The following is a 25,619-nucleotide window of genomic DNA, read 5'->3' as shown; positions in this document are numbered from 1 at the left end:
TCCCCTCTCCAGGCTTCAGCTACGGTTTAACCTCCGCTTGCAGATTGTTGAGGGGATACGATATATTTAAAGAAGAATGACAACCCTTATATTATAAAATATACATAAATAATAACCTTCAATCGTTTTGGTGTAGTTAATACTAGCATGAACCACTTTTAGATTATAGGGATATATGTTTAAATAGAAATATTTTTGTTTTAAATGAATAATTATTTTTTTATTGGGAATATAGATATTAAAAAGGGGAGATTGTAATGAAAAGAAAGGTTAAGACTACAGTAAAAGGATTTAGAGCTATAGATGGTGCAGGTGTAAGTTTGGTAAGAGTTTTGGGAAGGGATACTGTTAAGGAGTTTGATCCAATTTTGATGTTGGATTCGTTTGATAGTATAAATCCGGAAGATTATATAGCAGGTTTTCCAATGCACCCACATAGAGGTATTGAAACTATAAGTTATGTTTCCAGTGGAAAGATGAAGCACAGAGATAGTTTAGGCAATGAAGATACAGTGTCTAGTGGAGAGGTTCAATGGATGAACTCAGGTTCTGGAATACTTCACGAGGAGCAAATACCAGAATCAGATAGGCTTTTGGGAGTGCAGCTTTGGTTGAATTTACCTAAAGACGATAAGATGAGTAAACCAAGTTACAATAGTATAAAAAAAGAAGGTATAAAAGAGATTGATATAGATGGTGGAAAGATAAGACTTTTGGCCGGAGATTATAACGAATTCAGTGGTTATAAGGGAGAACATCTACCTTTAAATTACTACGATATACATTTAGATGAAAATGCTGAAATAACTTTAAATATGGATGAAAATGAATCTGTGATGTTATTTACACTTCTTGGAGATGTGTATGTAGAAGGTGAGTTTGTTGAAGAAAAAACAGCTGTTAAATTGACAGAAGGAAGTAGTCTTTATATAAAAAATGGAGATAAAAAAGCACAAGTTCTTTATATAAGTTCAAAGGCTTTAAATGAGCCTATATCTTGGGCTGGACCTATAGTTATGAATTCTAAAGAAGAAATTAAAAAAGCTTTAGATGATTTAAATAAAGGTACATTTATAAAAGAACAATTAGAGTATTAAATTTAAATAATTTATCAAATATAAATAAATTATTTAAGATAAAAAGGAGAGATTATTATGATAAGAATAGAATATCAAGCAGATAAAAATAGAGCAATTGCTTTAGATACAGATAAAGAAGATAAGAGAGTAGGAAAGATAAAATACGTTGAGCAGGACGGAAATTGGGTTGTAAATAGTACTTTTGTTCGTCCAGATTATGCAGGTCATGGAATAGCAGGTCTTTTATTAGCTGAAATAGTTAAGCAAGCTAGGGAAAAAGGTGTTAAAATAGTACCTGAGTGCTCTTATGTTGAGCATACTTTTGAGAAAAGAGAAGAATATGCTGATGTTTGGGCAAAATAAGTATTTGAGAGGTAAAGTATTATAAATGAAATTGAATGAATTTGATAAACAGCGAGCTGAGGAATTAAAGGGAAATTTGAATGCTGTTGTGTTTGATATGGATGGTCTTATGTTTAACACAGAGTGGCTTATAAAGTATTGTTGGGATGTTACAGGAAAAGAAATGGGATATGATAACTTTGGAGATAATATATACAATACTTTAGGTATGAACTACAACAGAAGAAGAGAGTATTTTTTAGATAAATACGGAGAAGACTTTGATTTTGAAGGTTTTACGGATAGATATAGAGAGGTATCAGCCGATTATTTAGCAAAAAATGGAACTCCGGTTAAGAAGGGGTTAATTAATATTTTAGAGTTTTTAAAAGAAAATAAAATAAAAATGGCTGTTGCTACATCTTCTAGTAGAAAGTATGCTATGTCAAAAATATACGATGTAGGTATTGGAGGATACTTTGATACGATAATTTGTGGTGATATGGTGACTAAATCAAAGCCAGATCCACAGATTTATAATATGGCATGTGATGGATTAGGTGTTGATTATACAAGTTGTATAGCATTTGAAGATTCTCCAAATGGGATAAGATCAGCATATGCAGCTGGAATAAATCCGATAATGATTCCGGATTTATTGGCTGATGCACCAGAAGAAGTGGAAGAGATGATAGTTGCAAAGCTAGAGGATTTGGATGAAGCGATAAAATTTTTAAAGAATATTTTAGAAAAATAAAAAATAAGCCTCCTAAGACATCAGTCAAAGGAGGCATTTTTTATTTTTGTTCTTCTTTGTCGTCATTTCCATATAGGAACATAGGTACAGAGTTGAATATATGTTTATCTCCAACTACTAGTAAAGTATCTCCCTCCATAAATTCTATATATGGCCCAGGAGAAATTATAAGTTCGTCGTTTCTCTTGATTGCTACTATTGTACCACCAGTATTCTGCCAGAACTTAGTTTTTCCAGCATCCTGACCGATATACTTACATTCTTTAGTAAGCACAAACTGAGCAGGAACAAGAGGATTTATTATCTCTAGTCTGTTTGAATAATCTAAGATTTTATTGATTGTATCTAGAATATTGTCTTCGATTTTAGATTTTGCATCTAGAAGATCGTACAAGTCTGACTTATAAGATGAGATATTTGTAAGGTCCTGATATTTTTTAATAAAAGAAGATGCTTTAGCAGATGAAAGTACTATAACACCCTTTCCTTTAATACTTTTGACAACACCTATGTCTTCAAGTATTTTCACAGAACGTCTAACTGTTTCTGGAGATACATTGTATTTTCCAGCTAGAACAGAACGACCATATAAAATTGAATTTTCTTCTACTTCACCTGTATATATCTTATTTGCTATATCTAGAGCGATTTTCTGATATATCGGCATTGTGTAATTACTATCCATTAAATCACCCACTTTTAAATAATTATAATACTTCTATTTTATAATATTTTAACAAATTTGTCTAGCTATTGGCAACAAATAAAAATGTAACTATGTAAATATTTTAAAATAAAAAAGGCGAAATAATAGAAAATATAAAAAATTCGTATTAAATCGCCTTCAAAAAATTAATATTTAAATGTTCAATAGTTTAGAGTATATACTATTTTTCAGCAGCAACTACACTCATTTCAACAAGTAGATGTTCTCTAGCAAGTCTAGCTTCAACACAAGCTCTAGCTGGTTCGTGTCCTTCTTCTACCCATGCATCCCAAACAGAGTTCATCTGTTCGAAGTCTTTCATATCTCTTAAGTATATTGTTACAGAAAGGATATGTTTTTTATCTGATCCGTAGTTTTCTAATAATTCTTCAACTTTAGCAAGAACACCTTTAGTCTGTTCTATTATATCTCCTTCTCCGCAAGTCTGTCCGCATAGATATATAGTATCTTTGTGTTTTACAACTCTGCTCATTCTTCCAGTGCCTTCAAATCTTTTTATTGACATAATTTCATCCTCCTTAAAATAATATGCTATAAAATTATAATATATATGTTAAAAATAATCTAGTCCAAGAATAAAAAATAATAAACTAATAAACAAAAAATAATTGAGAAAAATAAATTTAAATTGTATTTAATTGAGAAAAATTATCGTGGAAAACGATGTTTGACAATATTTAGCGCATAAATCTTAAAAGTTAAAAAAATTGTGTAACTTGACATTAAAGAGGGTAAAATATAAACTAATAAAGGAGTTTGATTTTAATATATAGTTTTATTATTTTAAAAGAGTAATTTATAATTTTATTTCAAAATAATAAATTATAATATCAAACTAATTAGATTTGAGATTATTTAAAAGGGATTAAAATATAATTTTAAAGAGGAGGAATAGTATGGAATCAAGTAACAGATTAAAAGGTGTATTCTTTATAATACTATCTGCAGCTGGGTTTGCGGGAATGTCTGCTTTTGTAAAATTAGCAGGTGATTTACCAAGTTTTCAGAAAGTATTTTTCAGAAATTTAGTGTCTACAGTAATGGCACTTTATCTAATAATAAAACATAAGGGAAGTTTTACAGGGAAGAAGGAAAATAGAAAGCTTTTACTTATGAGATCATTATTTGGAACTTTAGGAGTGATATTCAACTTCTATGCGATAGATAAGCTAATACTATCAGATGCTAATATGTTAAACAAGATAAGCCCATTCTTAGTGGTTATTTTAAGTGCAGTATTCTTAAAGGAAAAAATAAATACAAAACAGATTTCGATGATAATCATAGCTTTTATAGGAGCTTTATTTATAATTAAGCCTACATTTAGTGTTCAGGTAATACCATATTTGATAGGAATACTTGGAGCAATTTGTGCAGCATCTGCGTACACTTGCCTTAGAGCAATAGGAAATAAAGAAGACTATTATACAATAGTATTCTTCTTCTCAGTATTTTCTATAGTTTCTATACTGCCAATAGTGGTTATGGTTTATGAGCCGATGACATTAATGCAGCTTGTGTATATGCTTATGGCTGGTGTATGTGCTAGTATAGGTCAGTTTGGGATAACACTGGCATATAGATTTGCTCCAGCAAAAGAGATTTCTATATTCGATTATACAAATATAATATTCTCAGCAATTTTAAGTATAGTTATATTTGGTGCGTATCCAGATAGATGGAGTATTTTAGGATACTGTATAGTATTTGCTGCTGCGCTTTATATGTTTATGTATAATAGAAAGCTTGATAGAGAAGAAAGAGCAAAACTTGAGAATAAATCTATGAAGTGCAGTTAGATTCAATAATAGCTAATGTAGAATTAGCAGAAGAAATTTGCTACAAATAAAATATAAGAATTAATTTTTATAAAAGGGAGATATTCTTAAATAAAAGAAAATCTCCTTTTTTAAAGCATATTTTTAATAAAATTTATAATGCTATTGATAAAATCTATAAAATAAATAGAAATTGTTTATCAATAAATTTTTTTAAAAACCTTAACAAAATTATCACAAATGAATTATAATAATAAGAGAAAAGTCAAAAAATTTATAAAATAAAAATATGGGGAGATGGAAAAAATGGGAAAATATAATTTTGACGAATATGTAGAAAGAAGAAATACAAACTGTACAAAATGGGACAATCTTGATAAGACTTTCCCAAGAGCTAAAAAAGACTCTATACCTATGTGGATAGCAGATATGGACTTTGCTGTTGCGGATCCTATAATTGAATCAGTACATAGAGTAGCAGATAGAAAAGTATTTGGATATAGCACAAGAGAAACAGATGAATTTTATAACGCTGTTTTAGGTTGGTACAAGAGAAGATTCGATTGGGAATTAGACAGAGAATCTATAATGTTCTGTGGAGGAGTAGTTCCTGCAGTAGCACTTTTAATAAGATTATTAACTGAAGAAGGAAATGGTGTAATTATACAGAGACCAGTTTACTACCCATTCACAAATAAGATAAAAGAGAACAATAGAAAAGTTGTAAACAACCCTCTTATATACAAAAATGGTAAATACACTATGAACTTTGAAGATTTAGAAGAAAAAGCAGCAGATCCTAATAATAAATTAATGATACTTTGCTCACCTCACAACCCAGTAGGTAGAGTATGGACTGAAGAAGAGCTTAAAAAAGTTGTTGAAATATGTAAAAAACATGATGTCTTTATAATAGCTGACGAAATACACAATGATTTAGTAAGAAAAGGACATAAACACATAAATCTACAGAAATTATGCCCAGAATATAAAGAACACATAGTTACTTGTCTAGCAGCTAGTAAGACATTCAACCTTGCTGGTATGCAGATGTCAAATATAATAATAAACACTCCAGAGCTTAGAGAAGCTTGGTTAAAAGAAGTTCCAAAGAGTGGAGCACAGCACAATCCTAACCCATTCTCAATAGAAGCAGTAATCGCTGCATACAATGAAAGTGAAGATTGGTTAGATGAATTAATAGAATACTTAGATTCAAATGCTAAATATGTAGAAGAATTCGTTAAAGAAAACCTTCCAAAAGTTAAAGTAACTCCATTAGAAGGAACATACTTAATGTGGTTAGACTTCAATGAATATGGAATAAGTGCTGACGAATTAGAAACAATAATGCTTGAAGAAGCTGGATTAATATTCGACGAAGGTACAATGTTCGGTGAAGAAGGAAGCGGATTTGAAAGAATAAACATAGCTTGCCCAAGATGTATATTAGAAGAATGTATGAAGAGAATACACGAATCTTTTAAAGATAGATAATTAAGCTTTGGGAAGATATAAATAGGGGATAGGCCTTTAATTTTTTAAAAGGCGGAAAATATGGAAACTATAAGAGTAATAAAAAAGCTAAATAGAAATATGAAAATGTTCTTGATTGTAAATCTGATTGAATGTTTTGTTATGGGAGTTTTCAATACATTTGTCGGAATATATCTGAAAGAAATTGGGTATGGAGAACATTTTGTAGGATATGTATTATCCATAAATACGTTGGTTATTGCGTTTGGCTCTGTTTTTAGTGCATATCTATTGGAAAAAATAGGTAGAAGATACAGTTTTATGCTAGGATTTTTATTTACTGCAGCTGGTAGTATAGGAATTATCTTTGTTCATAGCAAGATACTGATACTTCTTATGTCTGTTGCTGTAGGGTTTGGTCTTAGTGTAAGGGCGACTGAAGAGGGAATGTTTATAACCGAAAATACTCCTGAGGAAAATAGGGTTGCTGTTTTCAGCCTTAGTTATGTAATCTACAACTTAGGATATGTTTTGGCTACATTTTTAGGTGGAGTAATTTCATCTTATATGGCTCACGTTGTCGATTCAAAAACAGCAGTTCAGATAATTTTCGTAATATCTACATTTATGTCTTTAATAGCGATAATTCCTATAGCGCTTATGAAAGATCCTAAAAACCATGTTCCTAGAGATATGAAGGGATGTTTTAAGGCTTATAAGAATATAATGAAGAAAAATGTAATAGCATTTATGATTTATTACGGAATTATTGGAGTTGGAGCAGGTCTTGTTGTTCCATTCTTCAGTATATATCTAAAATACAGTATGAATATAAGTGATGCCGTTGTAGGTAGTATTTTATCTATATCCCAGTTTGGATGTATCGTCGGTGGTATGGTTATACCATTTTTAGTATCGAGAATGGGAAGAGCCAGAACGGTTATATTCTGCCAGCTTATATCAATACCGTTTCTACTATCAATAATGTTCCCTCAAGGGCTTATAATGCTTACAATAGCTTTCTTTATGAGAAATGGTCTTATGAATATGGCTACACCTGTTATGCAAAATCTTGAGATGGACCTTATTGAAGAGGATGAAAGAACAAACTTAAGTAGCTTGGCTGCAGTTATTCAAAATCTTAGTAGAGCAGTGGGAATAACTGCTGGTGGATTCATAATGGAGCATATTTCATATAATGCACCATATTTTGTAACTGTTGTACTGTATGTGATAGGAGTACTAATATTTAGAAGTATTTATAAAAGTGATTTAATAGGAAAGAAATAATAAAAGGTGCTGTTGCAAATATGCAACAGCACCTTTTTAGGGATATAATTAATTGGTTTTATAGTTAAGTATGTGAGAATACCTACTAACAAGTTTAAGTTTTGAATTTTATTCAAATATTTTTAAATATTCTCCGTAGCCTTCTTTTTCCATATCTTCTTTAGGTATGAATTTAAGTGATGCAGAGTTTATGCAGTATCTAAGTCCTCCAAGCTCTTCTGGACCGTCATCAAATACGTGTCCTAAGTGAGAGTTTGATACTCTACTTCTTACCTCAGTTCTAAGCATTCCCATAGAGAAGTCAGTTCTTTCTGATAGAGAGTTGTTTTCTACAGGTTTAGAGAATGCTGGCCAACCACAACCGCTTTCAAATTTGTCTTTAGAAGAGAATAATACTTCTCCACCAACGACATCTACATATATTCCTTCTTCAAAGTTGTTGAAGTAGTCATTTTCAAATGGACACTCAGTCATATCATTCTGAGTAACTTCAAACTGAATATCAGTAAGTTTTTCTTTTAATTCGTCCCTATCAGGTCTACTTCCATCCCAAAACGCCTTAACGAAATTGTATCTTCCAGAATTTTTGTAGTACATATTATAATGTTTAGGCTGTTTTTTGTAGTAATTCTGATGCTCTGGTTCTGCATTGTAGAATGTAGTAGCATCAATTATTTCAACTGATATAGGTCTATCAAATCTTTTGCTTTCATCTAATTCTTTTTTAGACTGTTCAGCTATTTTTCTCTGTTCTTCATCGTGAACAAATATAGCTGGTCTGTACTGAGGACCTCTGTCGACAAACTGACCATTAGAATCAGTTGGATCTATCTGTTTCCAGAACACATCTAATATGTCAGCATAATCTATTAGAGAATCATCATAAGTTATTTCAATAGCTTCGTAATGTCCTGTAGTTCCGCCGCACACTTCTTTGTATGTAGGGTTTTCTGTTTCACCACCAGTGTATCCAGAAATAACCTCAAGTATTCCATCATATTTAGAGAATGGTTTGACCATACACCAAAAACATCCTCCTGCAAATGTAGCTTTTTTTATCATATATTTACACATCCTTTGTAATCGTAATTATTAATATACAAGACAAATTGTAATTTATCTTGAAAACTTTAAAATTATCTTATATAAGATATATTCCCAATGAAAATGTTTTTAAACAGGAAAAATAGAAATTGTTTAAATTTTATCTTCTTTAAATAAAGATGTTTTTATTTTTAATAAATGATATAATATTATTATTGAAATTACAGAAAACTATGAAAAAAGAAACATTAAAGAAAGAGATGAAAAAATGGAAAAATTATACTACACAGATAGATATAAAACAGAATTCGATGCAAAAGTTGTCGATGTAATAGAAAGAGAAGGAAAATACCTAGTAGAATTAGATCAGACTGCATTTTTCCCAGGTGGTGGCGGACAGTTTTGTGATAAGGGTACGTTAAACGGAATAGAAGTTGTAGATATGCTTGAGGAAAATGGAAAGGTCTATCATATAATAGAAGAAAATTTATCTGAAAATCAGGTAAAAGGAGCTATAGACTGGGATAGAAGAGAAGATGGAATGCACCAGCATTTTGGGCAGCATGTACTTTCTGGATGCTTCTTTACAAAATACAATAGAAACACTTGTGGATTCCATTTAGGTGAGGATATAAGCACAGTTGATATAGAGGGTGAGTTTACGGATGAGATGCTTTTAGAAGTTGAAAAAATGGCAAATGATGTAATTCGCCAAAATATACACGTCGATATATTTGTGCCTTCAAAAGACGAATTAGAGGATACATGGACTAGAAGAAAGCTTCCAGATACAGCTGAGGAGATAAGAATTGTTAGAATAGGTGATTTAGATACGAATGCTTGTTGTGGATGCCACCCAGAATACACAGGAGAACTAAAACTTTTAAAAATAAAAAGAACAGAAAAATGTAGAAATGCTACAAGAGTAGAGTTCTTGGCTGGAAAAAGAGCAGTTGACTATGTATTAAAAAGAGATGCTGTTATGACAAGTCTTTGTAAGCATCTTAGCTGCAATGAAGAAAATATAGAAAAATGCGTTAAAAATATTGAAGAAAAATGCGATGAAATTATACATCAGAAAAATATGCTAGAAGATGAGTTATTGGATTATAGAATTAAAGAATTAGTTGAAAAAGCTGAGCTTGTAGACGATATAAAACTTATAAAGGCTGTATTTAAAGATAAAGACAGTAGATATTTAAACAAAATGGTTAAGAAAATTACAGAAAATGAAAAAATGGCTGTTATGTTTTTAAATGAAGTTTCAAATAGGATAAATGTTGTATTTGCATACACTGAAGATATAGACGGACCTAGTATGTCAGATATATTAAGAAGTAATATCTCCATTATAGAAGGAAAAGGTGGAGGAAGTAGATACTCAGCACAGGGTGGTGGAGTAAACAACGGCAAATCAGATGAATTTATCGAAAAATCTTGTAAGATGTTTTTAGCTCATTTTGAGTAGTTTTAATTGGGAAGGTGGAATTTTAAAATGGAAAATTTAACAACTATTATGTATGTATTTTTAGGGTTGGATGTATTATCAATAGGAATTATGTTTTTATTGAAAAATCTTGGATCAAATAAGCTTGTTTTTAATGCAATAGGGCTATATATGTTTGTTCTATGCGTACTTTTATTCTCAGTTGTGCCAAGTTCAAATATAGTGTTTAAGTTAATTTCAGCAGCGTTATTTGTTCCAGGTGTAATAGCGTTTGTTATGAAGGATAAGGATTTTGGAAAAGCAAGAATACTTATGACTATAACCATGATATTATCTACAGTAGGATTATTTATGGTTAGATAATTAAATAAAAAGGGGCTGTTGTATAAATTTGCAATAGTCCCTTTTTAGTATAATCTTTTATAAATTTACTATCTGTAAAGTGGATAAATAAAAATTCACCAAAAACTTTGTTATTATGCGAAGCATATGAGATATAGACAAACTCTTCTCCAGGCTTCGACGCGTAAGCGAAAAATAGTTCTGTTTTTACTAAAATGCGCGTCTGCAGATTGTCGAAAGAGTTTTGTCTATATAACTCATATGCTACATACTATCAATAGTTTTGGTGAATTTTTATTTATCCGCTTTTTCAAGATAGTAAATTTATAAAAGATTATGACTAATAAAATGGAATTATTGCAATATTATACTAACAGTCCCTAATTTTTAAATTTTATAATTGTTAAATTATTTTACATAGCAAAATACTTATTTATTTTATAAATGATAATGCTTTTATTTTAGATTAGTTTTGAGAATACTACAAAGACTATAAGTACAAGTAGTATAGCGTAGAATATTTTTATGTAGCTGCTTCTTCCTTTGGGAGCGGCATTTTTTATTTTTTGTTTGCGAGCTTTTGTTTTTTGTTCTTTTTTAGCTTGTTCGAATTCTATTATTTTTCCGTCGTTGGTAGTTTTTTTCTTTCCTTCATATGTGTTTACAGTCATAGATTCGTTTAGTTTTTTATCTCTTTTTTCTCTATCTATAGAATTGAAGTCTATTGTTTTCGAATTTTTGTTATCTTTGTCCATCGGAAACCTCCAAATATTTTTTAGTATTATAAAATACTTTATAACTTATTCAAAAATATATCAAGTGTATTTATAGGAAATTGTTCAAAAGTTAAGCAGAAAAAATTTATACAAATTTAATAAAATTCTTATCAAAAAATCGAACAAAAATCTTGAAATCGAACATATGTATGGTATAATAGAATTAACAAAAGGAACAGATGTTCTATAGAAGAACAGAACAATTTTACTAAAAAATGTTTGCAAATATATTAAATTGGGAATATTAACATACATAAAATTTTTTTTGAGGAGAGGATTTTATCATGGAAAGAGAAAGAACATTAAGAGAAATAACTTTTTCAAATTTAGAACATGGAGAAGTAACTTTATACGAGTTAAATGAGATATATGAACAATTAGGATTTTATTTTGAGGTTAAAAGAGGGCAGTTTAAAGGAATGAAAAAGGAAAGGGTCCATTAATAGCTGAAGTTAGAGAATTGAAATAATCGCAAATCTGTGGTAAAATTAAAAAGATTTAAAAAGCTACAGATACGGAGGTTGTAAATATGGAAGCATATAAAGAACAATTTATAGACTTTATGGTTGAAAGCAAAGTATTAAAATTTGGAGAATTTACATTAAAGAGTGGAAGAAAATCACCATTCTTCATGAATGCTGGTGCTTATGTAACAGGTTCACAGTTAAAAAGACTTGGAGAATACTATGCTAAAGCTATACATGATAAATATGGAGATGATTTCGATGTGCTGTTCGGACCAGCTTACAAAGGTATACCACTAGGTGTAGTAACAGCAATTGCATATAGTGAATTATACGGAAAAGAAGTACGTTATTGCTCAGATAGAAAAGAAGTTAAAGATCATGGTGCTGACAAAGGTGGATTCCTTGGAAGCGAACTTCAGGATGGCGATAGAGTAATAATGATAGAAGACGTAACTACATCTGGAAAATCTATGGAAGAAACAGTTCCAAAAGTAAGAGGTGCAGCAAACGTTGAAATAGTAGGACTTATGGTATCTCTAGACCGTATGGAAATAGGAAAAGGCGGAGTAAAATGCGCTTTAGATGAAGTAAAAGAATTATACGGATTCGATACAAATGCTATAGTAACAATGGCAGAAGTTGTAGAATACTTATACAACAAACCATGCAACGGTGAAATAGTAATAAACGACGAAATAAAAGCTGCTATAGACGAATACTACAAACAGTATGGAGCAAAAAAATAATATATAAATATATTGGGGTGATTGTAATAATTTGCAATCACCTCTTTTTTAATATAATTGATTATGAATTTAGTGATTTAACAGAAATTCATGTGATAACAAATAAAAAAACTTAGGACAAGAGTTATACTCTTGTCCTGTTTATTTATGCGAAGATTACAAATTTCGCTACTAATGTTATTATAGGTAAACTTATCGCTGTTCTAACTAAGAAAACTACAAGTAAATCCTTTAGATTTAGTGGTATATCCGATTTAAGAACAACAGCACCTGTTTCTGTTAAATATATTAACTGAGATATTGATAAAACACCGATTATAAACTTAGTAACCTCAGCTATTCCATCAACTGACACCATTATAGAAGGTAGGAACATGTCTGTAAATCCTACTAAAACTGCTGGAGCAGCTTCTACTGCATTTGGTATAGCAAGTAATTTAAGTATAAATACTATTGGATAAGATATTATTGTAAAGAAAGGAGTGTATTCAGCAACGATAAGTGCTAGAGTACCCCAAGCCATAACAAGTGGAAGTAATCCAAAGTACATATCTATAACAGTTTTGCATCCGTTTAGTATAATATCTCCAAAAGAAGGAGAAGTTTCAGCTCTTTCAACTGCTTTTTTAAGTCCAAATGCAAACACATTTTCTCCTTTAGGTATAACTTCTTCTTTAAGATGTTCAACACCCATATAAGTAGTATCTTCAAACTTGCTAAGAGGATATATTCTAGGCATTATAAGTGCACAAGCTAATGAAGCTAAACAAACAGTACCGTAGAATGGAACAAATATATCCATAAATCCAAGCTGGTCAGCTATTACTGTAGAGAATGGAAGTGAAACTAGTGAGAAACAAACTGCTATTATTGACGCTTCTTTAGCAGTGTAGAATCCCTGTTTGTACTGAGTATCAGTTATCATAATTCCAAGAGTACCATCTCCAAGCCAAGAAGATATCGCATCTATTGCAGATCTTCCAGGAACTTTAAATAGCTTATACATAAACTTAGATATTAAAGTACCAAATAAATCCATTAACCCAAAGTCAACAACTAAAGGAAGTAGGAAACCTGATACTAAGAATATAGCAAGTAAGCTTGGAAGCACACCTATCATAGTGCCCCCTGTCACATCAGAATGTATAAATTCTGGACCTACCTTAAATATAGTCATAAATATAAATATTGCACCAAGTATTCTAAATGTTAACCAAAATGGTGAAACTTCAAGAACAGTTCTTAAAAAATCATTTTTAACTTTTATAAATTTACTCATAATTGAGAAAATAGCAGATGCTATGATTACTACAAGTGCGATGTAGTTCATATAATCGGCAAGTAAAATTTTTATAAGTTCAGCTAAAAAACCTATCCCTATATTTACCGATGAAAGACCTTCAATAGGGAACATGCTTCCGTATGGCAGTGGTATTATGAAAAGAATCATACCAAATAGCGACGGAATAAAGAATTTGAAAAATCCAGCAGCTGTTATGGATTTTTCATTCGTGTTATTACTCAAAATAATCCCTCCTAAGAACTTAGATTTTAAATATTTTTATGAAATTTAATTTTTATTAATAAATATTCTAAAAGTAATATTATCTTTTTAAAATAAATCTCTTTTAGACTATAATAAACAAATTTAAATTACATTAAAAAAGCCTTTGAAAAAACTTTCAAAAGCTAAATATAAGTTTATCTTATTTTTACTAGAAAGTCAACGAAAATAGTGTATAATTGTAATTAACAATGGACACTTAAAATGAAAGTAGAAGTTGAAATAAAAATTGTATAATATTGGCGATAATTTTAAATCAGAAAGGATTGGTTTGATGATACTTATAAAAAATGGTAGACTTGTAAACCCAGCGACAAACACAGATGAAGTAATGGATGTCGCAATAGAAAATGGAAAAATATTAAAAGTAGAAAAAGGAATTGAAGAGAATGGATTTGAAAAAGTAATCGATGCAGCTGGTAAAATAGTTGCTCCAGGACTTATAGATGTTCACGTTCACTTTAGAGATCCAGGATTTGAGCATAAAGAAGACTTATTAACAGGTTCTGCATCAGCAGCAAAAGGTGGATTTACTACAGTTGTATGTATGGCAAATACTAAACCTGTTGTAGATAGCGTTGAAGTATTAAACTATGTGCAGAACAAAGCAGAATTAGTTCCAATAAACATAGTTCAGGCTGCTGCAATAACAAAAGGATTTTTAGGAAAAGAATTAGTAGATATGAAAACTCTTAAAGAAGCTGGAGCATTAGGATTCACAGACGATGGACTTCCAATAAACGACACAGCTCTTGTAATGAAAGCTATGGAAATGGCAAAAGAATTAGATGTGCCACTAAGCTTCCACGAAGAAGATCCTTCATTAATAGGAAACCCTGGTGTAAACGCAGGAGAAGTTGCAAAAGAGTTAGGTCTTGTAGGTGCTCCAAACGTAGCAGAAGATGTAATGGTTGCAAGAGATTGTATGATGGCTATGAAAACAGGAGCTAAAGTTGATATACAGCATATAAGCTCAGGAAATTCTGTTGATATGGTTAGATTTGCAAAACAGCATGGTGCAAGAGTGTACGCTGAAGCATCTCCACACCACTTTACATTGACAGAAGATGCTGTTAGAGAGCACAAAACATTTGCAAAAATGAACCCACCTCTAAGAACAGCTTGGGATAGAGATAAAATAATAGAAGGTTTAAAAGACAACACAATAGAAATAATAGCGACAGACCACGCACCTCACACAACTGAGGAAAAAACTGGCGAATTCCAGAATTGCCCAAGTGGAATAATAGGATTAGAAACTTCTTTAGCATTAGGAATAATGTCTTTAGTAAATGCAGGACATCTTACATACCTTCAGTTAATGGAAAAAATGTCTGTAAAACCAGCTGAATTATACAACTTAGATACTGCAAATATAGCAGAAGGAAAACCAGCAGATATAGTAATATTTGATCCTAATGAAAAATGGATAGCAGGTGACTACGCTTCAAAAGCAGAAAACACTCCATTTACAGGAATGGAAATGACAGGTAAAGTAAAATACACTATCTGCAACGGAAGAATAGCTTACGAAGATAAATAAAAAATCTTATAAAGAATAAAATAAAAAATTTAATATGAAATAAAAAAGTGGTGCTGTTTTAAGAGTGTTTTACACATTCTTTGGCAGCACCATATTTATAACTAAAGGGGGAACAGAAATGATAGTATACTTTACAGGTACTGGAAATAGCAAATACATAGCAGAAAAAATAGAAAAAATAACAGAAGATGGAATAATAGATTCTACAAAATACATAAAAAACAACGAAAATCCCACTCTTAACTCAGAAAAACCATTTGTATTTGTCTGTCCAACTTATGGCTGGAGAATTCCGAGAGTATTTGATGAATTTATAAGAAAATCAAACTTTGAAGGAAGTAAAAAAGCATACTTTGTTATGAACTGTGGAAGCGATATAGGAAATGCAGAAGAAACAATATCAATATTATGTAAAGAAAAAGGTTTTGAATTTATGGGTATCAAAGAAATTATAATGCCTGAAAACTATATAGCGATGTTTCCAGTTCCAAGCGAAGAAGAATCAAAATCAATAATACAAAAAGCTAATCCTATTATAGAAAAAGCAGCCGATGAGATAAAAGAATGTAAGAAATTTGAAGAAAGAAAGCTAAGAGCATTTGACAAGGTAAAGAGCGGATTTGTAAATAATATATTTTACAAAAAATTTGTAAAGGCAGATAAATTCTACGTTAAGGATAATTGTATAGGTTGTGGAAAATGCGAGGAACTTTGTATGCTAAACAATATAAAATTAGTGGATAATAAGCCAGTTTGGGGAAATAATTGCACACATTGTATGGCTTGTATCTGCAATTGTCCTGTTGAAGCTATCGAATACGGAAAGAAAAGCGTAGGAAAGAGAAGATACCTTTGCAAATAGAAAAATTTCTGATAATGTAATAATAGAATTCTTTAAATCGAAAGGAGGATTTTATGCTTACGATAGGAATTTGCGATGACGAAAAAGAAATAAGGGAAAAAATAAAAAATGTAGTTGAAAAGACTATGTTTGACAATGATAGAGATTATAGAATAAAGACATTTTCTTCTGGGGAAGAGTTATTACAAGAAAATGTTGGTGAAATAGATATACTGTTTTTGGATATACTTATGGGCGATATAAATGGAATGGATACTGCTAGAAAAATAAGAGAAAACGATAAAAATATGGAGATAATTTTTATCACATCTTTAGTTGATTATATATCTGATGGCTATGAAGTGAGAGCGTATAGGTATCTATTAAAGCCAGTGGATGAGGATATAGTAGCAAAGCATTTAAAATCGTGCATCAAAGATGTAGAGGAGAGCAAGGGAAAGTATTTAGTTGTAAAATCTGATGATGGGATTAAGAAAATATATCAGCGAGATATACTATACATTGAAGTTTTAAACAGAAAAGTAATCATACATTCAGAAAAGGGCAATAGCGAAACAAGACAGACACTATCTGAAATAAAAAATGAATTAGACTCAAATATGTTTTATCACTGTCAAAAGAGTTTCATTGTAAACCTTGATTATATAAATAAAATCAAAGGATATACAGCTGTTTTAGACAATGGTAAAGACATACCAATTGGAAGAACTAAGTACAAGGATCTCAAAGAAAAGTTCTTCTGGCGCTTAGGCGGTGGTAATTAGTGGAAAAAATATTTAGAGAATTTATATATATCTTTAGTGTAGTTAATGTATTTTTCGTATTTAATACTGTAGTCGAGTACAAAAGAGATGCGCAAATATCTAAAAAAAGAAATATAACTGTGCAGCTTTTTATGATAGCTATTACATACATACTAGTAAGGGAAATCAGAATATGGGAAATATATACAGGAAGTGGATTTATACCGTATAGAAAAATGATATTTAGAGATTTCTTAGTAAGATTTCTTTCAATGGGTGAAATTAGGGGGTATATGGTAGTAAGGTGGATGTTCAACATACCATTTTTAATACTTTTAGTTAAAGTATATAAGAAAGAATACAATATAAGTTGCATAAAATCAGCATTTTTATTCGTAATGACTACAAAATACCTTTCACTAATATGCGATGTGGTAATTCCAAGAATACTATTTATAATGTGGAAAAAGGACTCTATTTCTTCAGAAATGGTTACAAAATTGAGTTTGCAAGAGTGGAATTGGTTTGATTTTTCTGTTATATTAATAGCTTTTCTTGTATTTTTATTTATGCTTGGAATTGTAAAGATTATAAAAAAACTGGTAAACAATAATAGAGTATATGTGTATGGGATAAATATACTATTGATGAACGTAATAATATTATTCGTTTTAGAGTTTTTAAACGTAATTTCTATAGGGAAGATAGGTTTTATATATGGAAAATTATTGACATCAGAAAGGCATCTACTACAAATACAGGTACTTCCAGATTTAATTTTCTTAAATCTAATAATGACCATATATCTAGTTATTATGATTAAAAAGGAAAATGATGAAAGAGCAAAGCAAGATTTGATGAATAGCAAACTAAAACTTCAAGAAGAATACTATTCTAGCCTTGAAGAATCTCAGATGCAGGTGAGAAAATTGTACCACGATATGAAAAATCATCTTGAAAATATAAGTAATCTCAATCAAAACAGCGAAGAATCAAGGCAGTATATAGATGAATTGAAGGAACAATTAAATAATAGCAACGATGTAAAAAGCACTGGAAATGCTATAGTAGATATAATTTTAAACGAAAAGAAAAAAGTTTGTATCAAAGAAGGTATAGATTTTGAAACCAATGTAAACTCTAAGGAATTGAGCTTTATGAAGAATGCAGATATATCTAACATTTTCTCAAATGTGTTAAACAATGCGATTGAAGCTTGTCAAAAGATTGAGAATGGAGAGAAATATATTAAACTTGAGGCGTATAAGATAAAACGGTACTATGTAATATACTGTGAAAACAGTAAAACAAATAAGATAAAAAGAGCAGGAAGTAGATTTATCACGGAGAAAAAGGACGACTTTGTCCATGGAATAGGAATTAGAAGTATTGAAACATCTGCAAAGGCTTATGATGGAGATGTTGTGATAGACTATGATGATGATAAACTTATGATAAAAATATTAATACCTTTAAACTAATGAAAATAGAGGGACTGTTGCATAAATTGCAGCAGTCTTTTTATTATTATAATCTTTTATAAATTTACTATATGCAAGAGTGGATAAATCAAAATTTGCTAATCCTTTGTTATTATGAAAGCATATGAGATATAGACAAACTTCTCTCCAGGCTTCAGCGTGCGTGTAAGTAATATGTATTGTTGTGAATAAAATACACGCTTGCAGATTGTCGAGAGAGTTTTGTCTATATAACTCATATGCTAGATACCATTAATAGTTTTAGCAAATTTTGATTTTATCCACTTTTTTAGTTAGTAAATTTATAAAAGATTAAATAATAAAAATGTACTGTAATACAATATACTATAACATTTACAAGATTGTTCAACATCAAGTTTATTTATGAATTTACTATATAAAAACTGTATAAAATCAAAATTTATAGGGATAATAGCTAACTTGGTAGATTGAAGGTCATAGACAAAACGAACTCGACAATGCAACTTGATTGCCTGGAGAGGAGTTTGTCTATGACTTCAATCCCCGAGAGATATTAACGTATAAAATTTGATTTTATACAGTTTTTTTACCGTTTAGGCACATTTTCATACCATTCGCGCAAAATTTAATTATTTAGGAAAATAAAATGATAATATGATTTTATCGAATAGTTAAATGAGGAGTGTGAATAAATATGGTATTTAGTAGCTTACTTTTTATATTTTTATTTTTACCTATAACACTTTTAATGTATTATGGGGCAAAAGATAAGTGGAAAAATATTGTTCTTTTCATAATGAGTTTGCTTTTTTATGCTTGGGGAGAACCTGTGTATGTCTTACTTATGATATTTTCAACAATTGTGGATTATACACATGGAATGAAAGTAGAAGAAAATTTAAATAAAGGAAATAGAAAAAAGGCATTTAGATATGTAATATCTTCGGCGATTATTAATTTAAGTTTGCTTGGATTTTTCAAATATGCGGATTTTATAGTATCTAATGTAAATATTGTATTCAACACAAATATTCCTTTACTTCATTTACCTCTTCCAATAGGAATATCTTTCTATACATTCCAGACAATGTCATACACAATAGATATTTACAGAGGAGATGCAAAGGCTCAAAAAAGTGTGATAGATTTTGGAACTTATGTTGCACTATTCCCTCAGCTTGTAGCAGGACCTATAGTACGCTATCAGACTGTAGCCGACCAAATAAATCAAAGAATTCACTCAGAAGAAAAATTTGCTGATGGTGTAAATAGATTTTGTATAGGTTTAGGAAAAAAAGTCATATTGTCTAATCAATTAGCTGTTGTGGCAGATGGAGTGTTTAATGCAGCTATTGGAAATATATCGGTATTGGAATCGTGGTTAGGAATAATCTGTTATACATTACAAATATATTTTGATTTTAGTGGATATTCAGATATGGCTATCGGTCTTGGGAAAATGTTTGGATTTGATTTTTTAGAGAACTTCAATTATCCATACATATCTAAAAGTATTTCAGAATTTTGGAGAAGATGGCATATATCTTTAGGAAGTTGGTTTAGAGATTATGTTTATATACCATTAGGTGGAAGTAGAGTATCAAAGTTAAAGATATATAGAAATATATTTATAGTTTGGTTCTTGACAGGAATGTGGCATGGAGCAGAATGGACATTTGTAATATGGGGACTTTTATATGGATTGATAATAGCAATGGAGAGAGCCTTTTTGAATGAATGGCTGGAAAAGAGGTCTAATGCTTTCAGACATATATACGTATTATCTACAGTAACATTATTGTTTGTAATATTTAGATCTTTAACAATTGGAGATGCACTAGACTTTTATAAAGTTATGTTTGGATTATCAAATAATCCAATAGTAAGTAATCAATTATACATATATATTATAGACTACTGGTATGTGATAATAGCAGCTATGATACTATCAACTCCAGTAGTAAAAATAGCAAAAGAATATATAAATTCAAAAATAGATGTAAATGAAAGTAAGAGTTTACAGATTTTATACGGGCTAAGTCTGAGTATGTGTGTATTAGTATCTACAATAATGCTTTGTAGTTCTACATACAATCCGTTTCTATATTTTAGATTTTAAAAAATATTGAAGGGAGAAGAATAGAAAATGAAAAAGAATAGATACATAATAATTCCTTTTTTGGTTATAATAGTTACATTTTTTGTATTTAATACTATTTCTCCAGATAAAGAATACAGTAAAGTAGAGAATAGAACGTTGAGTAAAAGACCTAGCTTAGAAAAAGTAGGAGGAGAAAATTTTTCAAAAGAATATGAAGACTATTATAATGACCAATTTGTATTTAGAGATTTTTTAATAGGTGTAAATACAGTTACAGACTATATTCTAAACAAGACAGAGGTTGGGAATTACTATGTTGTAGATAATAACTGGATTTTGGGAAAATTTCCAAATGTATTTAATGAAAAGCGACTTAATAGATATTCAAATGCTATAAATAAATTGGCTAAGGTTGGAAAAAGTGAAGGTAAGGATGTTTATTTTGCTATGACACCGCACAAAACTAATGTACTTAAACATATTTATCCAAAGTACATAGAAACAAGCAGCATAGATAAGAATATTAAGGGATTTGAGGATAAACTTAATAAGGAAGTTATAAATTATATAGAGATGGATGATTATATGATGAACAAATTTAGTAAAAAAGAATTGGAAAGTATGTATTTTAAAACTGATCACCATTGGAATGGAAAAGGAGCATTTGAAGGATTTAAAAGAATTATAGAAGAGATGGATTTGGATGTAAGTTCAGAAAATTTAAAAAATATTTTTGATAAGTATAAAGAAATAACTGTGGATAGTAAAAAATTTAAGGGTAGTTATAACAAAAATATATGTATGGTTGTAAGAGAAAAGGAGTACCCAGATTATTTTACTATTAAAGAAAATAAAAATAACAATGCTGAATACTTTTTAAATGGAGAAACAGTTAAAGAAGAAGATGTAATCGCTACGAGTAGACATGAAAAAGAATGGGATTATGGAGGAGCATATTCTCGTGGAGCACAGATGAATATATTAAAAATAAAGAATGATGATGCATTTTCAGACAAAAAGATATTGGTGATTAGAGATTCTATGCAAGGAGCGACTACTTGGCTATTTAGAGATTTCTTTAAAGAAACAGAATTAGTTGATCCTAGAAATATAACAGATATCAAAAAAAGTTATACAGAGATTATAAAAGAGAGCGATGCAGATATAGTATTGTTTATGTTTAATAGTTCGGGATTTGATTCTATGATAAATGAAATGATAAAAAAAGGTATATAAAACTACCATTCAGGCACATTTTTATACCATTCAGACCAAATTTATAATATATAAAAAATAAAGTGATATTATTTAATTAATCAATCACACAAGTAGATTATAAAAAATTTTTCTAAAAAAGAGGTGAGAATATGAAAAATACAAACTTAAAAAAACTTACCAAAAACAAAATGCTTATGGTATTTATATTTGCTTTAATAGCGGTTGTACTAATACTTGGAGTAGATGCGGTAAAAATTTCAAAGAGCAAAACTGAAGCAAATGAAATACAAAAGTCATACGGAAGCTACCACACAGAATATGTTGGTATAACTGAGGAACAGATTCAGAGTATTTTCAAAGAAAAAGATATTGAAAGAATCGACAATGTTCAAAACTTGGGAGAAATTAATACAAATAATGGTTCAAAAGTTGAATTAAAGTCATTTGAAGGAAGATACTACGCAACTACACAGTATTTTGCTATGAAATCTCAAAAGCTTGTTGGGAAACAGGCTAGAAACAACAACGAGATTGTACTAGATGAAGAAGCAGCAAAGATTTTGGGAGTAGGTGATGAGCTTGGAAAAGAAATTAATGTAACTCTTGAAAAAGAATACACAGATAAAAACGGAGAAAAGAAGACTTTTAAAGAGAATAAGAAATTCAAAGTTGTCGGATTTGTAAAGAAAAGATACGAGGACAATATAAAAGATGATGTGAAAATTGAGTCCAACATAAATAGACGGATAGCTTACACTTACGGAAATGGTAATGAAAACGTACAAGGTCTTATATGGAATAAAGGACAAGAGCTAATTCCAGATGAGGCTGTTACATACGATGTGATATTAAGATTTAAAACAGGAAAAGAAAATCATGTTGGCTCAAATGTAAATCTTGAAAAGAAAGTTGAGCAGGTAGGTGCTAGAAGTAAAATAGGAAAAGATAAAATATATCCAAATAGTAACTACATAAATAAACTTTCAAAAATAAGCATTGATTCAGAAAAATTGTGCAATAAAGGAAAAATAATTATTGTAATACTGGCAATATTGGCTGTAGTTGAAATAATTTACGCCGTATACACAAGAAAAAAGAGGTGAGAATATGAAAAATATATACTCTAAACTATCAATCAAATACCTTACTAAAAATAAGAATAGAACTGTGATGATGTTTTTAGGGGTAATTGCAGCGATTGCACTAATATTTGGACTAAACACAGTAAGGATTTCTCAGAGCATGAACAAGGCAAATGCGCTGAAAAAAGTATACGGAAGCTATCACACAGAATACGTTGGAATAACTTTAGATCAGTTGAATAAACTAATGGGGGATAAAGATATTGCAGCAATAGACGATGTTCAAAACTTAGGTGAGATAGTAACAGACAATGGTTTAAAGACAGAGCTAAAGTCTTTTGAAGGAAAGTATGTTTCAGCACCATATTATTTCTCTATGAAATCTCAGGAGCTTGTTGGTAGAAAAGCTAGGAACAACAATGAGATTGTGCTAGATGAAGAAGCAGCAAAGATTTTTGGAATAAAGGACAAGCTTGGAAAAGAAATAACTGTAACTCTTAAAAAAGAATATACAGATAAAAATGGGAAAGAGCAGTTATTTACAGAGAATAAAAAATTCAAGGTTGTGGGAATTGTAAAAAGAAAATACGAGGACAATATAAGAGGAGCTGTTGAAGTAGGTGCAGAGATGAGTCGACGGATAGCGTACACTTATGGAAATGGTAGCGATGAATTACAGGGAATTTCATTTACAAAAAATCAGAGAATAATTCCAGATGAGGCGGTAACTTACGATTCTATAGTAAAATTTAAAACTGATAAAGCTAAATCATTTAGAGAATCAATAGCCGTTATGGAAAAAGTAGAACAGGTAGGTTTGAAAAATGGAATAGGAAGACCGACATTCTATCCAAACAGCAACTACATAGCTGAACTCACAGAAATACAGTTTTCACTTGAAAATATGTACGACAAAAATAATATGATTATAATACTAACTGTAATACTTCTTATATTTAATATATTTAACATAATGTGGGGAGAAATTATAAGAGAAGTTAGCCTACTTAGACTAGTTGGAGCTACTAAGAACAAGGTTAGAATGATGATAATATACCAATCAGCGATAATTGCAGTAATAGGTACAATTCTTGGTATATTAGCTGGAATAGTATTTTCAAAAGTTGGATTAATGGTGTTTAAGGATTCTAGTTTAACGGCTCTTAAAATAAAACCTAAGCTATACATAGAAAGTGGAATACTAGTTCAGACAGTAGTTGTATCTCTAATTTCTGTAGTGATAGCAACTATTCCGCCGATTATTAAAATAGGAAGAGTATCTAGCTTAAATGCAGTTAGAGATATTTCAACACATAAAAGAAGAGAAAAACAGGGTGTGTTTGGAAGATTTTTACAGAAAGTATTTGGAATATATGGATATATGGGAATGAGAAATCTAACTCTTAAAAAGAGTAGAACATTGATTTCTGTTATTTCAATAGCACTTGGCGGATATATGATAATGAACACATTCACTTCGATGATGGGAGAAATAGACAATAATATAACTGATATATATTATAAATACGATATAGAAGCAACTCCTGGAGTAAGCAATGATATAGATACTTTTGGAATTGATAAGAAGTATGTTGAAAATCTGAAGGCAATGAATGAAGTCAAATCTATAAATGCAAGATTTGACGGAGAGGCAAATGTGCAACTTAAAAATGGAAGTGCAAACAAAAGAGCTTTAAAATACTACGGAATAAAGAAAACAGAGAATATAGACCTTTTAAGCCACATGAGATTTTACACTAATGAAGGAATTGACGAAAGAATGAAAGGTTATATAAAAGATGGATCTCTTGATAGTATAAAACAGACAAAAGATGGATATGTAAATGTTGCAGTTCTTAATTATTTCTATGACCCTATAGATACACACACATATCACGAGGTTATTGAAGGACTTAAAGTTGGCGATATAATTCCGATAAATGTAAATTATCACAAAGGAGATAAGATTGAGAGAAAAACAATAAATGTCAGAGTAGGTGCGCTTATATCTCAAAGTTGGCTAGGCTATGGAGATCAGCTACTTCCATCTAGGGTGGAACTGATAACATCTGATAGCAATATGAAAGCTATATTTGGAAGAGAAACATTTAATAAAATAGGAATAAACCTTAAAGCTTCAAATACTGATGCAGAAAATAAAAAGGTTATAGACTATGTTGAGGATAATATACCAGCCCGGATAAGCAACAGATTTGATTTTGAAGAAGAGCAAAGGTTGGCAGAGTTGGAAATGAGAAAAGAAGCGATAATAAGCTTAATTCTTATCGTGCTTATATCTATTTTAAACATATTCTGCACAGTTAGAGCCAATTTAATAATTAGAAGAAAAGAGATATTTACAATGAGAGCACTTGGAATGGATGTTTCAGGTATGAAGAAAATGAATAGATTTGAAGCATTAACTTATGGTGTACTTAGCTCAATTGTGGGAATAGAAATAGCTGTTGTAAGTCTTTTAAAAATGGTTAAATGGCACAATGATGCGTATGTAAACTTCGGAATAGAGCATTTTATGGACTTTACATTCCCAACTGGTGGAGCACTTGTGTTTGTAATAACTACAATTATAGCTTGTTTGGTCGCAGTTTCTCTAGCAAATAGAGAATTTGCAAACAAGGAAATAGCAGATGGAATTAGGGATTTAGATGATTAAATTTTGATAGAATAAATTGATTTTAGACTTTATATTGCCATTTGTACCGATTTTTATACCGTTTAGGCAGTATATATTGAAGGTAAATATTTAAAATG

23 protein-coding genes are annotated in these 25,619 nt (G+C 30.3%); 18 read left to right on the top strand and 5 right to left on the bottom strand.

Annotated features, from left to right (window positions below):
• Positions 1–257 precede the first annotated feature (257 nt).
• From KGNDJEFE_RS06730 to KGNDJEFE_RS06720, 3 genes are read left to right on the top strand one after another with little or no spacing between them, the layout of a single operon-like run.
• The gene (locus tag KGNDJEFE_RS06730) at positions 258–1,097 is read left to right on the top strand and encodes a pirin family protein (RefSeq protein WP_006440261.1); all 840 of its coding nucleotides are present in this window, start codon (positions 258–260) and stop codon (positions 1,095–1,097) included.
• 57 nt (positions 1,098–1,154) lie between these two features.
• Positions 1,155–1,442, top strand: coding sequence for a GNAT family N-acetyltransferase (locus KGNDJEFE_RS06725; RefSeq protein ID WP_006440262.1), 288 nt, complete (start codon positions 1,155–1,157; stop codon positions 1,440–1,442).
• A 25-nt stretch (positions 1,443–1,467) separates the two neighbouring features.
• On the top strand, positions 1,468–2,178 hold the full coding sequence (locus KGNDJEFE_RS06720) for an HAD family hydrolase (RefSeq protein WP_006440263.1): 711 nt from the start codon (positions 1,468–1,470) through the stop codon (positions 2,176–2,178).
• A 40-nt stretch (positions 2,179–2,218) separates the two neighbouring features.
• Here the strand turns inward: KGNDJEFE_RS06720 and KGNDJEFE_RS06715 are convergent, their stop codons facing one another.
• Together KGNDJEFE_RS06715 and KGNDJEFE_RS06710 are read right to left on the bottom strand one after the other, a co-directional pair.
• Entirely contained in the window at positions 2,219–2,863 is a 645-nt protein-coding gene (locus KGNDJEFE_RS06715) for a GntR family transcriptional regulator (RefSeq protein WP_040410454.1), read from the bottom strand.
• A gap of 202 nt (positions 2,864–3,065) precedes the next feature.
• Complete coding sequence (locus tag KGNDJEFE_RS06710) at positions 3,066–3,410, bottom strand: RidA family protein (protein ID WP_006440265.1); 345 nt, start codon at positions 3,408–3,410, stop codon at positions 3,066–3,068.
• A 391-nt stretch (positions 3,411–3,801) separates the two neighbouring features.
• On the opposite strand from KGNDJEFE_RS06710, the gene KGNDJEFE_RS06705 reads away from it, so the two are divergent.
• From KGNDJEFE_RS06705 to KGNDJEFE_RS06695, 3 genes are all read left to right on the top strand, one after another.
• Entirely contained in the window at positions 3,802–4,704 is a 903-nt protein-coding gene (locus KGNDJEFE_RS06705) for a DMT family transporter (RefSeq protein WP_006440266.1), read from the top strand.
• A gap of 285 nt (positions 4,705–4,989) precedes the next feature.
• Positions 4,990–6,180, top strand: a complete 1,191-nt coding sequence (locus KGNDJEFE_RS06700; RefSeq protein ID WP_040410455.1) for a MalY/PatB family protein — start codon at positions 4,990–4,992, stop codon at positions 6,178–6,180.
• Positions 6,181–6,240: 60 nt separating this feature from the next.
• Entirely contained in the window at positions 6,241–7,449 is a 1,209-nt protein-coding gene (locus KGNDJEFE_RS06695; RefSeq protein WP_006440268.1) for an MFS transporter, read from the top strand.
• 108 nt (positions 7,450–7,557) lie between these two features.
• On the opposite strand, the gene msrA is transcribed toward KGNDJEFE_RS06695, so the two are convergent.
• Positions 7,558–8,511, bottom strand: coding sequence for a peptide-methionine (S)-S-oxide reductase MsrA (gene msrA, locus KGNDJEFE_RS06690; RefSeq protein WP_006440269.1), 954 nt, complete (start codon positions 8,509–8,511; stop codon positions 7,558–7,560).
• 250 nt (positions 8,512–8,761) lie between these two features.
• Between msrA and KGNDJEFE_RS06685 the strand changes: the two genes are divergently transcribed.
• Both KGNDJEFE_RS06685 and KGNDJEFE_RS06680 read left to right on the top strand, forming a co-directional pair.
• The gene (locus tag KGNDJEFE_RS06685; RefSeq protein WP_006440270.1) at positions 8,762–9,961 is read left to right on the top strand and encodes an alanyl-tRNA editing protein; all 1,200 of its coding nucleotides are present in this window, start codon (positions 8,762–8,764) and stop codon (positions 9,959–9,961) included.
• Positions 9,962–9,988: 27 nt separating this feature from the next.
• Positions 9,989–10,303, top strand: a complete 315-nt coding sequence (locus KGNDJEFE_RS06680; RefSeq protein WP_006440271.1) for a hypothetical protein — start codon at positions 9,989–9,991, stop codon at positions 10,301–10,303.
• A gap of 440 nt (positions 10,304–10,743) precedes the next feature.
• Here KGNDJEFE_RS06680 and KGNDJEFE_RS06675 read toward each other — a convergent pair whose 3' ends face one another.
• Positions 10,744–11,037 carry a hypothetical protein gene (locus KGNDJEFE_RS06675; RefSeq protein ID WP_006440272.1) on the bottom strand — a complete coding sequence of 98 codons (294 nt, stop codon included), beginning with the start codon at positions 11,035–11,037 and terminating at the stop codon, positions 10,744–10,746.
• A 305-nt stretch (positions 11,038–11,342) separates the two neighbouring features.
• Here KGNDJEFE_RS06675 and KGNDJEFE_RS11760 point away from each other — a divergent pair, with 305 nt between their 5' ends.
• Both KGNDJEFE_RS11760 and pyrE read left to right on the top strand, forming a co-directional pair.
• Complete coding sequence (locus KGNDJEFE_RS11760) at positions 11,343–11,501, top strand: hypothetical protein (protein WP_006440273.1); 159 nt, start codon at positions 11,343–11,345, stop codon at positions 11,499–11,501.
• Between the two features lie 86 nt (positions 11,502–11,587).
• Positions 11,588–12,271: an orotate phosphoribosyltransferase gene (pyrE, locus tag KGNDJEFE_RS06670; RefSeq protein ID WP_006440274.1), complete on the top strand. Its 684-nt coding sequence runs from the start codon at positions 11,588–11,590 to the stop codon at positions 12,269–12,271.
• A gap of 145 nt (positions 12,272–12,416) precedes the next feature.
• Here the strand turns inward: pyrE and KGNDJEFE_RS06665 are convergent, their stop codons facing one another.
• Positions 12,417–13,796, bottom strand: coding sequence for a YjiH family protein (locus KGNDJEFE_RS06665; protein WP_242649219.1), 1,380 nt, complete (start codon positions 13,794–13,796; stop codon positions 12,417–12,419).
• A 313-nt stretch (positions 13,797–14,109) separates the two neighbouring features.
• Between KGNDJEFE_RS06665 and KGNDJEFE_RS06660 the strand changes: the two genes are divergently transcribed.
• The 8 genes from KGNDJEFE_RS06660 (at position 14,110) to KGNDJEFE_RS06625 (ending at position 25,521) form a co-directional block, all read left to right on the top strand.
• Positions 14,110–15,378, top strand: coding sequence for a dihydroorotase (locus KGNDJEFE_RS06660; protein WP_006440277.1), 1,269 nt, complete (start codon positions 14,110–14,112; stop codon positions 15,376–15,378).
• Between the two features lie 118 nt (positions 15,379–15,496).
• Positions 15,497–16,240, top strand: coding sequence for an EFR1 family ferrodoxin (locus KGNDJEFE_RS06655; RefSeq protein ID WP_040410456.1), 744 nt, complete (start codon positions 15,497–15,499; stop codon positions 16,238–16,240).
• A 53-nt stretch (positions 16,241–16,293) separates the two neighbouring features.
• Positions 16,294–17,004, top strand: coding sequence for a LytR/AlgR family response regulator transcription factor (locus tag KGNDJEFE_RS06650; protein ID WP_006440279.1), 711 nt, complete (start codon positions 16,294–16,296; stop codon positions 17,002–17,004).
• Entirely contained in the window at positions 17,004–18,464 is a 1,461-nt protein-coding gene (locus tag KGNDJEFE_RS06645) for a sensor histidine kinase (protein ID WP_006440280.1), read from the top strand. The genes KGNDJEFE_RS06650 and KGNDJEFE_RS06645 overlap by 1 nt, the downstream gene beginning before the upstream one ends.
• A gap of 826 nt (positions 18,465–19,290) precedes the next feature.
• Entirely contained in the window at positions 19,291–20,565 is a 1,275-nt protein-coding gene (locus KGNDJEFE_RS06640; protein WP_320055068.1) for an MBOAT family O-acyltransferase, read from the top strand.
• A gap of 27 nt (positions 20,566–20,592) precedes the next feature.
• Positions 20,593–21,783 carry an alginate O-acetyltransferase AlgX-related protein gene (locus KGNDJEFE_RS06635; protein ID WP_006440282.1) on the top strand — a complete coding sequence of 397 codons (1,191 nt, stop codon included), beginning with the start codon at positions 20,593–20,595 and terminating at the stop codon, positions 21,781–21,783.
• A 131-nt stretch (positions 21,784–21,914) separates the two neighbouring features.
• Positions 21,915–22,868 carry a hypothetical protein gene (locus tag KGNDJEFE_RS06630; RefSeq protein WP_006440283.1) on the top strand — a complete coding sequence of 318 codons (954 nt, stop codon included), beginning with the start codon at positions 21,915–21,917 and terminating at the stop codon, positions 22,866–22,868.
• A gap of 4 nt (positions 22,869–22,872) precedes the next feature.
• Positions 22,873–25,521: an FtsX-like permease family protein gene (locus tag KGNDJEFE_RS06625; RefSeq protein ID WP_006440284.1), complete on the top strand. Its 2,649-nt coding sequence runs from the start codon at positions 22,873–22,875 to the stop codon at positions 25,519–25,521.
• The last annotated feature ends 98 nt before the right edge of the window (positions 25,522–25,619 follow it).

This window comes from Peptacetobacter hiranonis (genome assembly GCF_008151785.1).
Classification (GTDB): Bacteria; Bacillota; Clostridia; order Peptostreptococcales; family Peptostreptococcaceae; genus Peptacetobacter; species Peptacetobacter hiranonis.
This window is presented reverse-complemented; position numbering and strand designations above follow the sequence as displayed.

Coding starts and splice junctions, on each gene's coding strand:
- KGNDJEFE_RS06725 (WP_006440262.1), top strand. CDS start 1,155: ATGATAAGAATAGAATATCAAGCAGATAAAAATAGAGCAATTGCTTTA.
- KGNDJEFE_RS06705 (WP_006440266.1), top strand. CDS start 3,802: ATGGAATCAAGTAACAGATTAAAAGGTGTATTCTTTATAATACTATCT.
- KGNDJEFE_RS06715 (WP_040410454.1), bottom strand. CDS start 2,863: ATGGATAGTAATTACACAATGCCGATATATCAGAAAATCGCTCTAGAT.
- KGNDJEFE_RS06635 (WP_006440282.1), top strand. CDS start 20,593: ATGAAAAAGAATAGATACATAATAATTCCTTTTTTGGTTATAATAGTT.
- KGNDJEFE_RS06720 (WP_006440263.1), top strand. CDS start 1,468: ATGAAATTGAATGAATTTGATAAACAGCGAGCTGAGGAATTAAAGGGA.
- KGNDJEFE_RS06640 (WP_320055068.1), top strand. CDS start 19,291: ATGATATTTTCAACAATTGTGGATTATACACATGGAATGAAAGTAGAA.
- KGNDJEFE_RS06710 (WP_006440265.1), bottom strand. CDS start 3,410: ATGTCAATAAAAAGATTTGAAGGCACTGGAAGAATGAGCAGAGTTGTA.
- KGNDJEFE_RS06625 (WP_006440284.1), top strand. CDS start 22,873: ATGAAAAATATATACTCTAAACTATCAATCAAATACCTTACTAAAAAT.
- KGNDJEFE_RS06695 (WP_006440268.1), top strand. CDS start 6,241: ATGGAAACTATAAGAGTAATAAAAAAGCTAAATAGAAATATGAAAATG.
- KGNDJEFE_RS06655 (WP_040410456.1), top strand. CDS start 15,497: ATGATAGTATACTTTACAGGTACTGGAAATAGCAAATACATAGCAGAA.
- KGNDJEFE_RS06680 (WP_006440271.1), top strand. CDS start 9,989: ATGGAAAATTTAACAACTATTATGTATGTATTTTTAGGGTTGGATGTA.
- KGNDJEFE_RS06650 (WP_006440279.1), top strand. CDS start 16,294: ATGCTTACGATAGGAATTTGCGATGACGAAAAAGAAATAAGGGAAAAA.
- KGNDJEFE_RS06675 (WP_006440272.1), bottom strand. CDS start 11,037: ATGGACAAAGATAACAAAAATTCGAAAACAATAGACTTCAATTCTATA.
- KGNDJEFE_RS06630 (WP_006440283.1), top strand. CDS start 21,915: ATGAAAAATACAAACTTAAAAAAACTTACCAAAAACAAAATGCTTATG.
- msrA (WP_006440269.1), bottom strand. CDS start 8,511: ATGATAAAAAAAGCTACATTTGCAGGAGGATGTTTTTGGTGTATGGTC.
- KGNDJEFE_RS06730 (WP_006440261.1), top strand. CDS start 258: ATGAAAAGAAAGGTTAAGACTACAGTAAAAGGATTTAGAGCTATAGAT.
- KGNDJEFE_RS06700 (WP_040410455.1), top strand. CDS start 4,990: ATGGGAAAATATAATTTTGACGAATATGTAGAAAGAAGAAATACAAAC.
- pyrE (WP_006440274.1), top strand. CDS start 11,588: ATGGAAGCATATAAAGAACAATTTATAGACTTTATGGTTGAAAGCAAA.
- KGNDJEFE_RS06660 (WP_006440277.1), top strand. CDS start 14,110: ATGATACTTATAAAAAATGGTAGACTTGTAAACCCAGCGACAAACACA.
- KGNDJEFE_RS11760 (WP_006440273.1), top strand. CDS start 11,343: ATGGAAAGAGAAAGAACATTAAGAGAAATAACTTTTTCAAATTTAGAA.
- KGNDJEFE_RS06685 (WP_006440270.1), top strand. CDS start 8,762: ATGGAAAAATTATACTACACAGATAGATATAAAACAGAATTCGATGCA.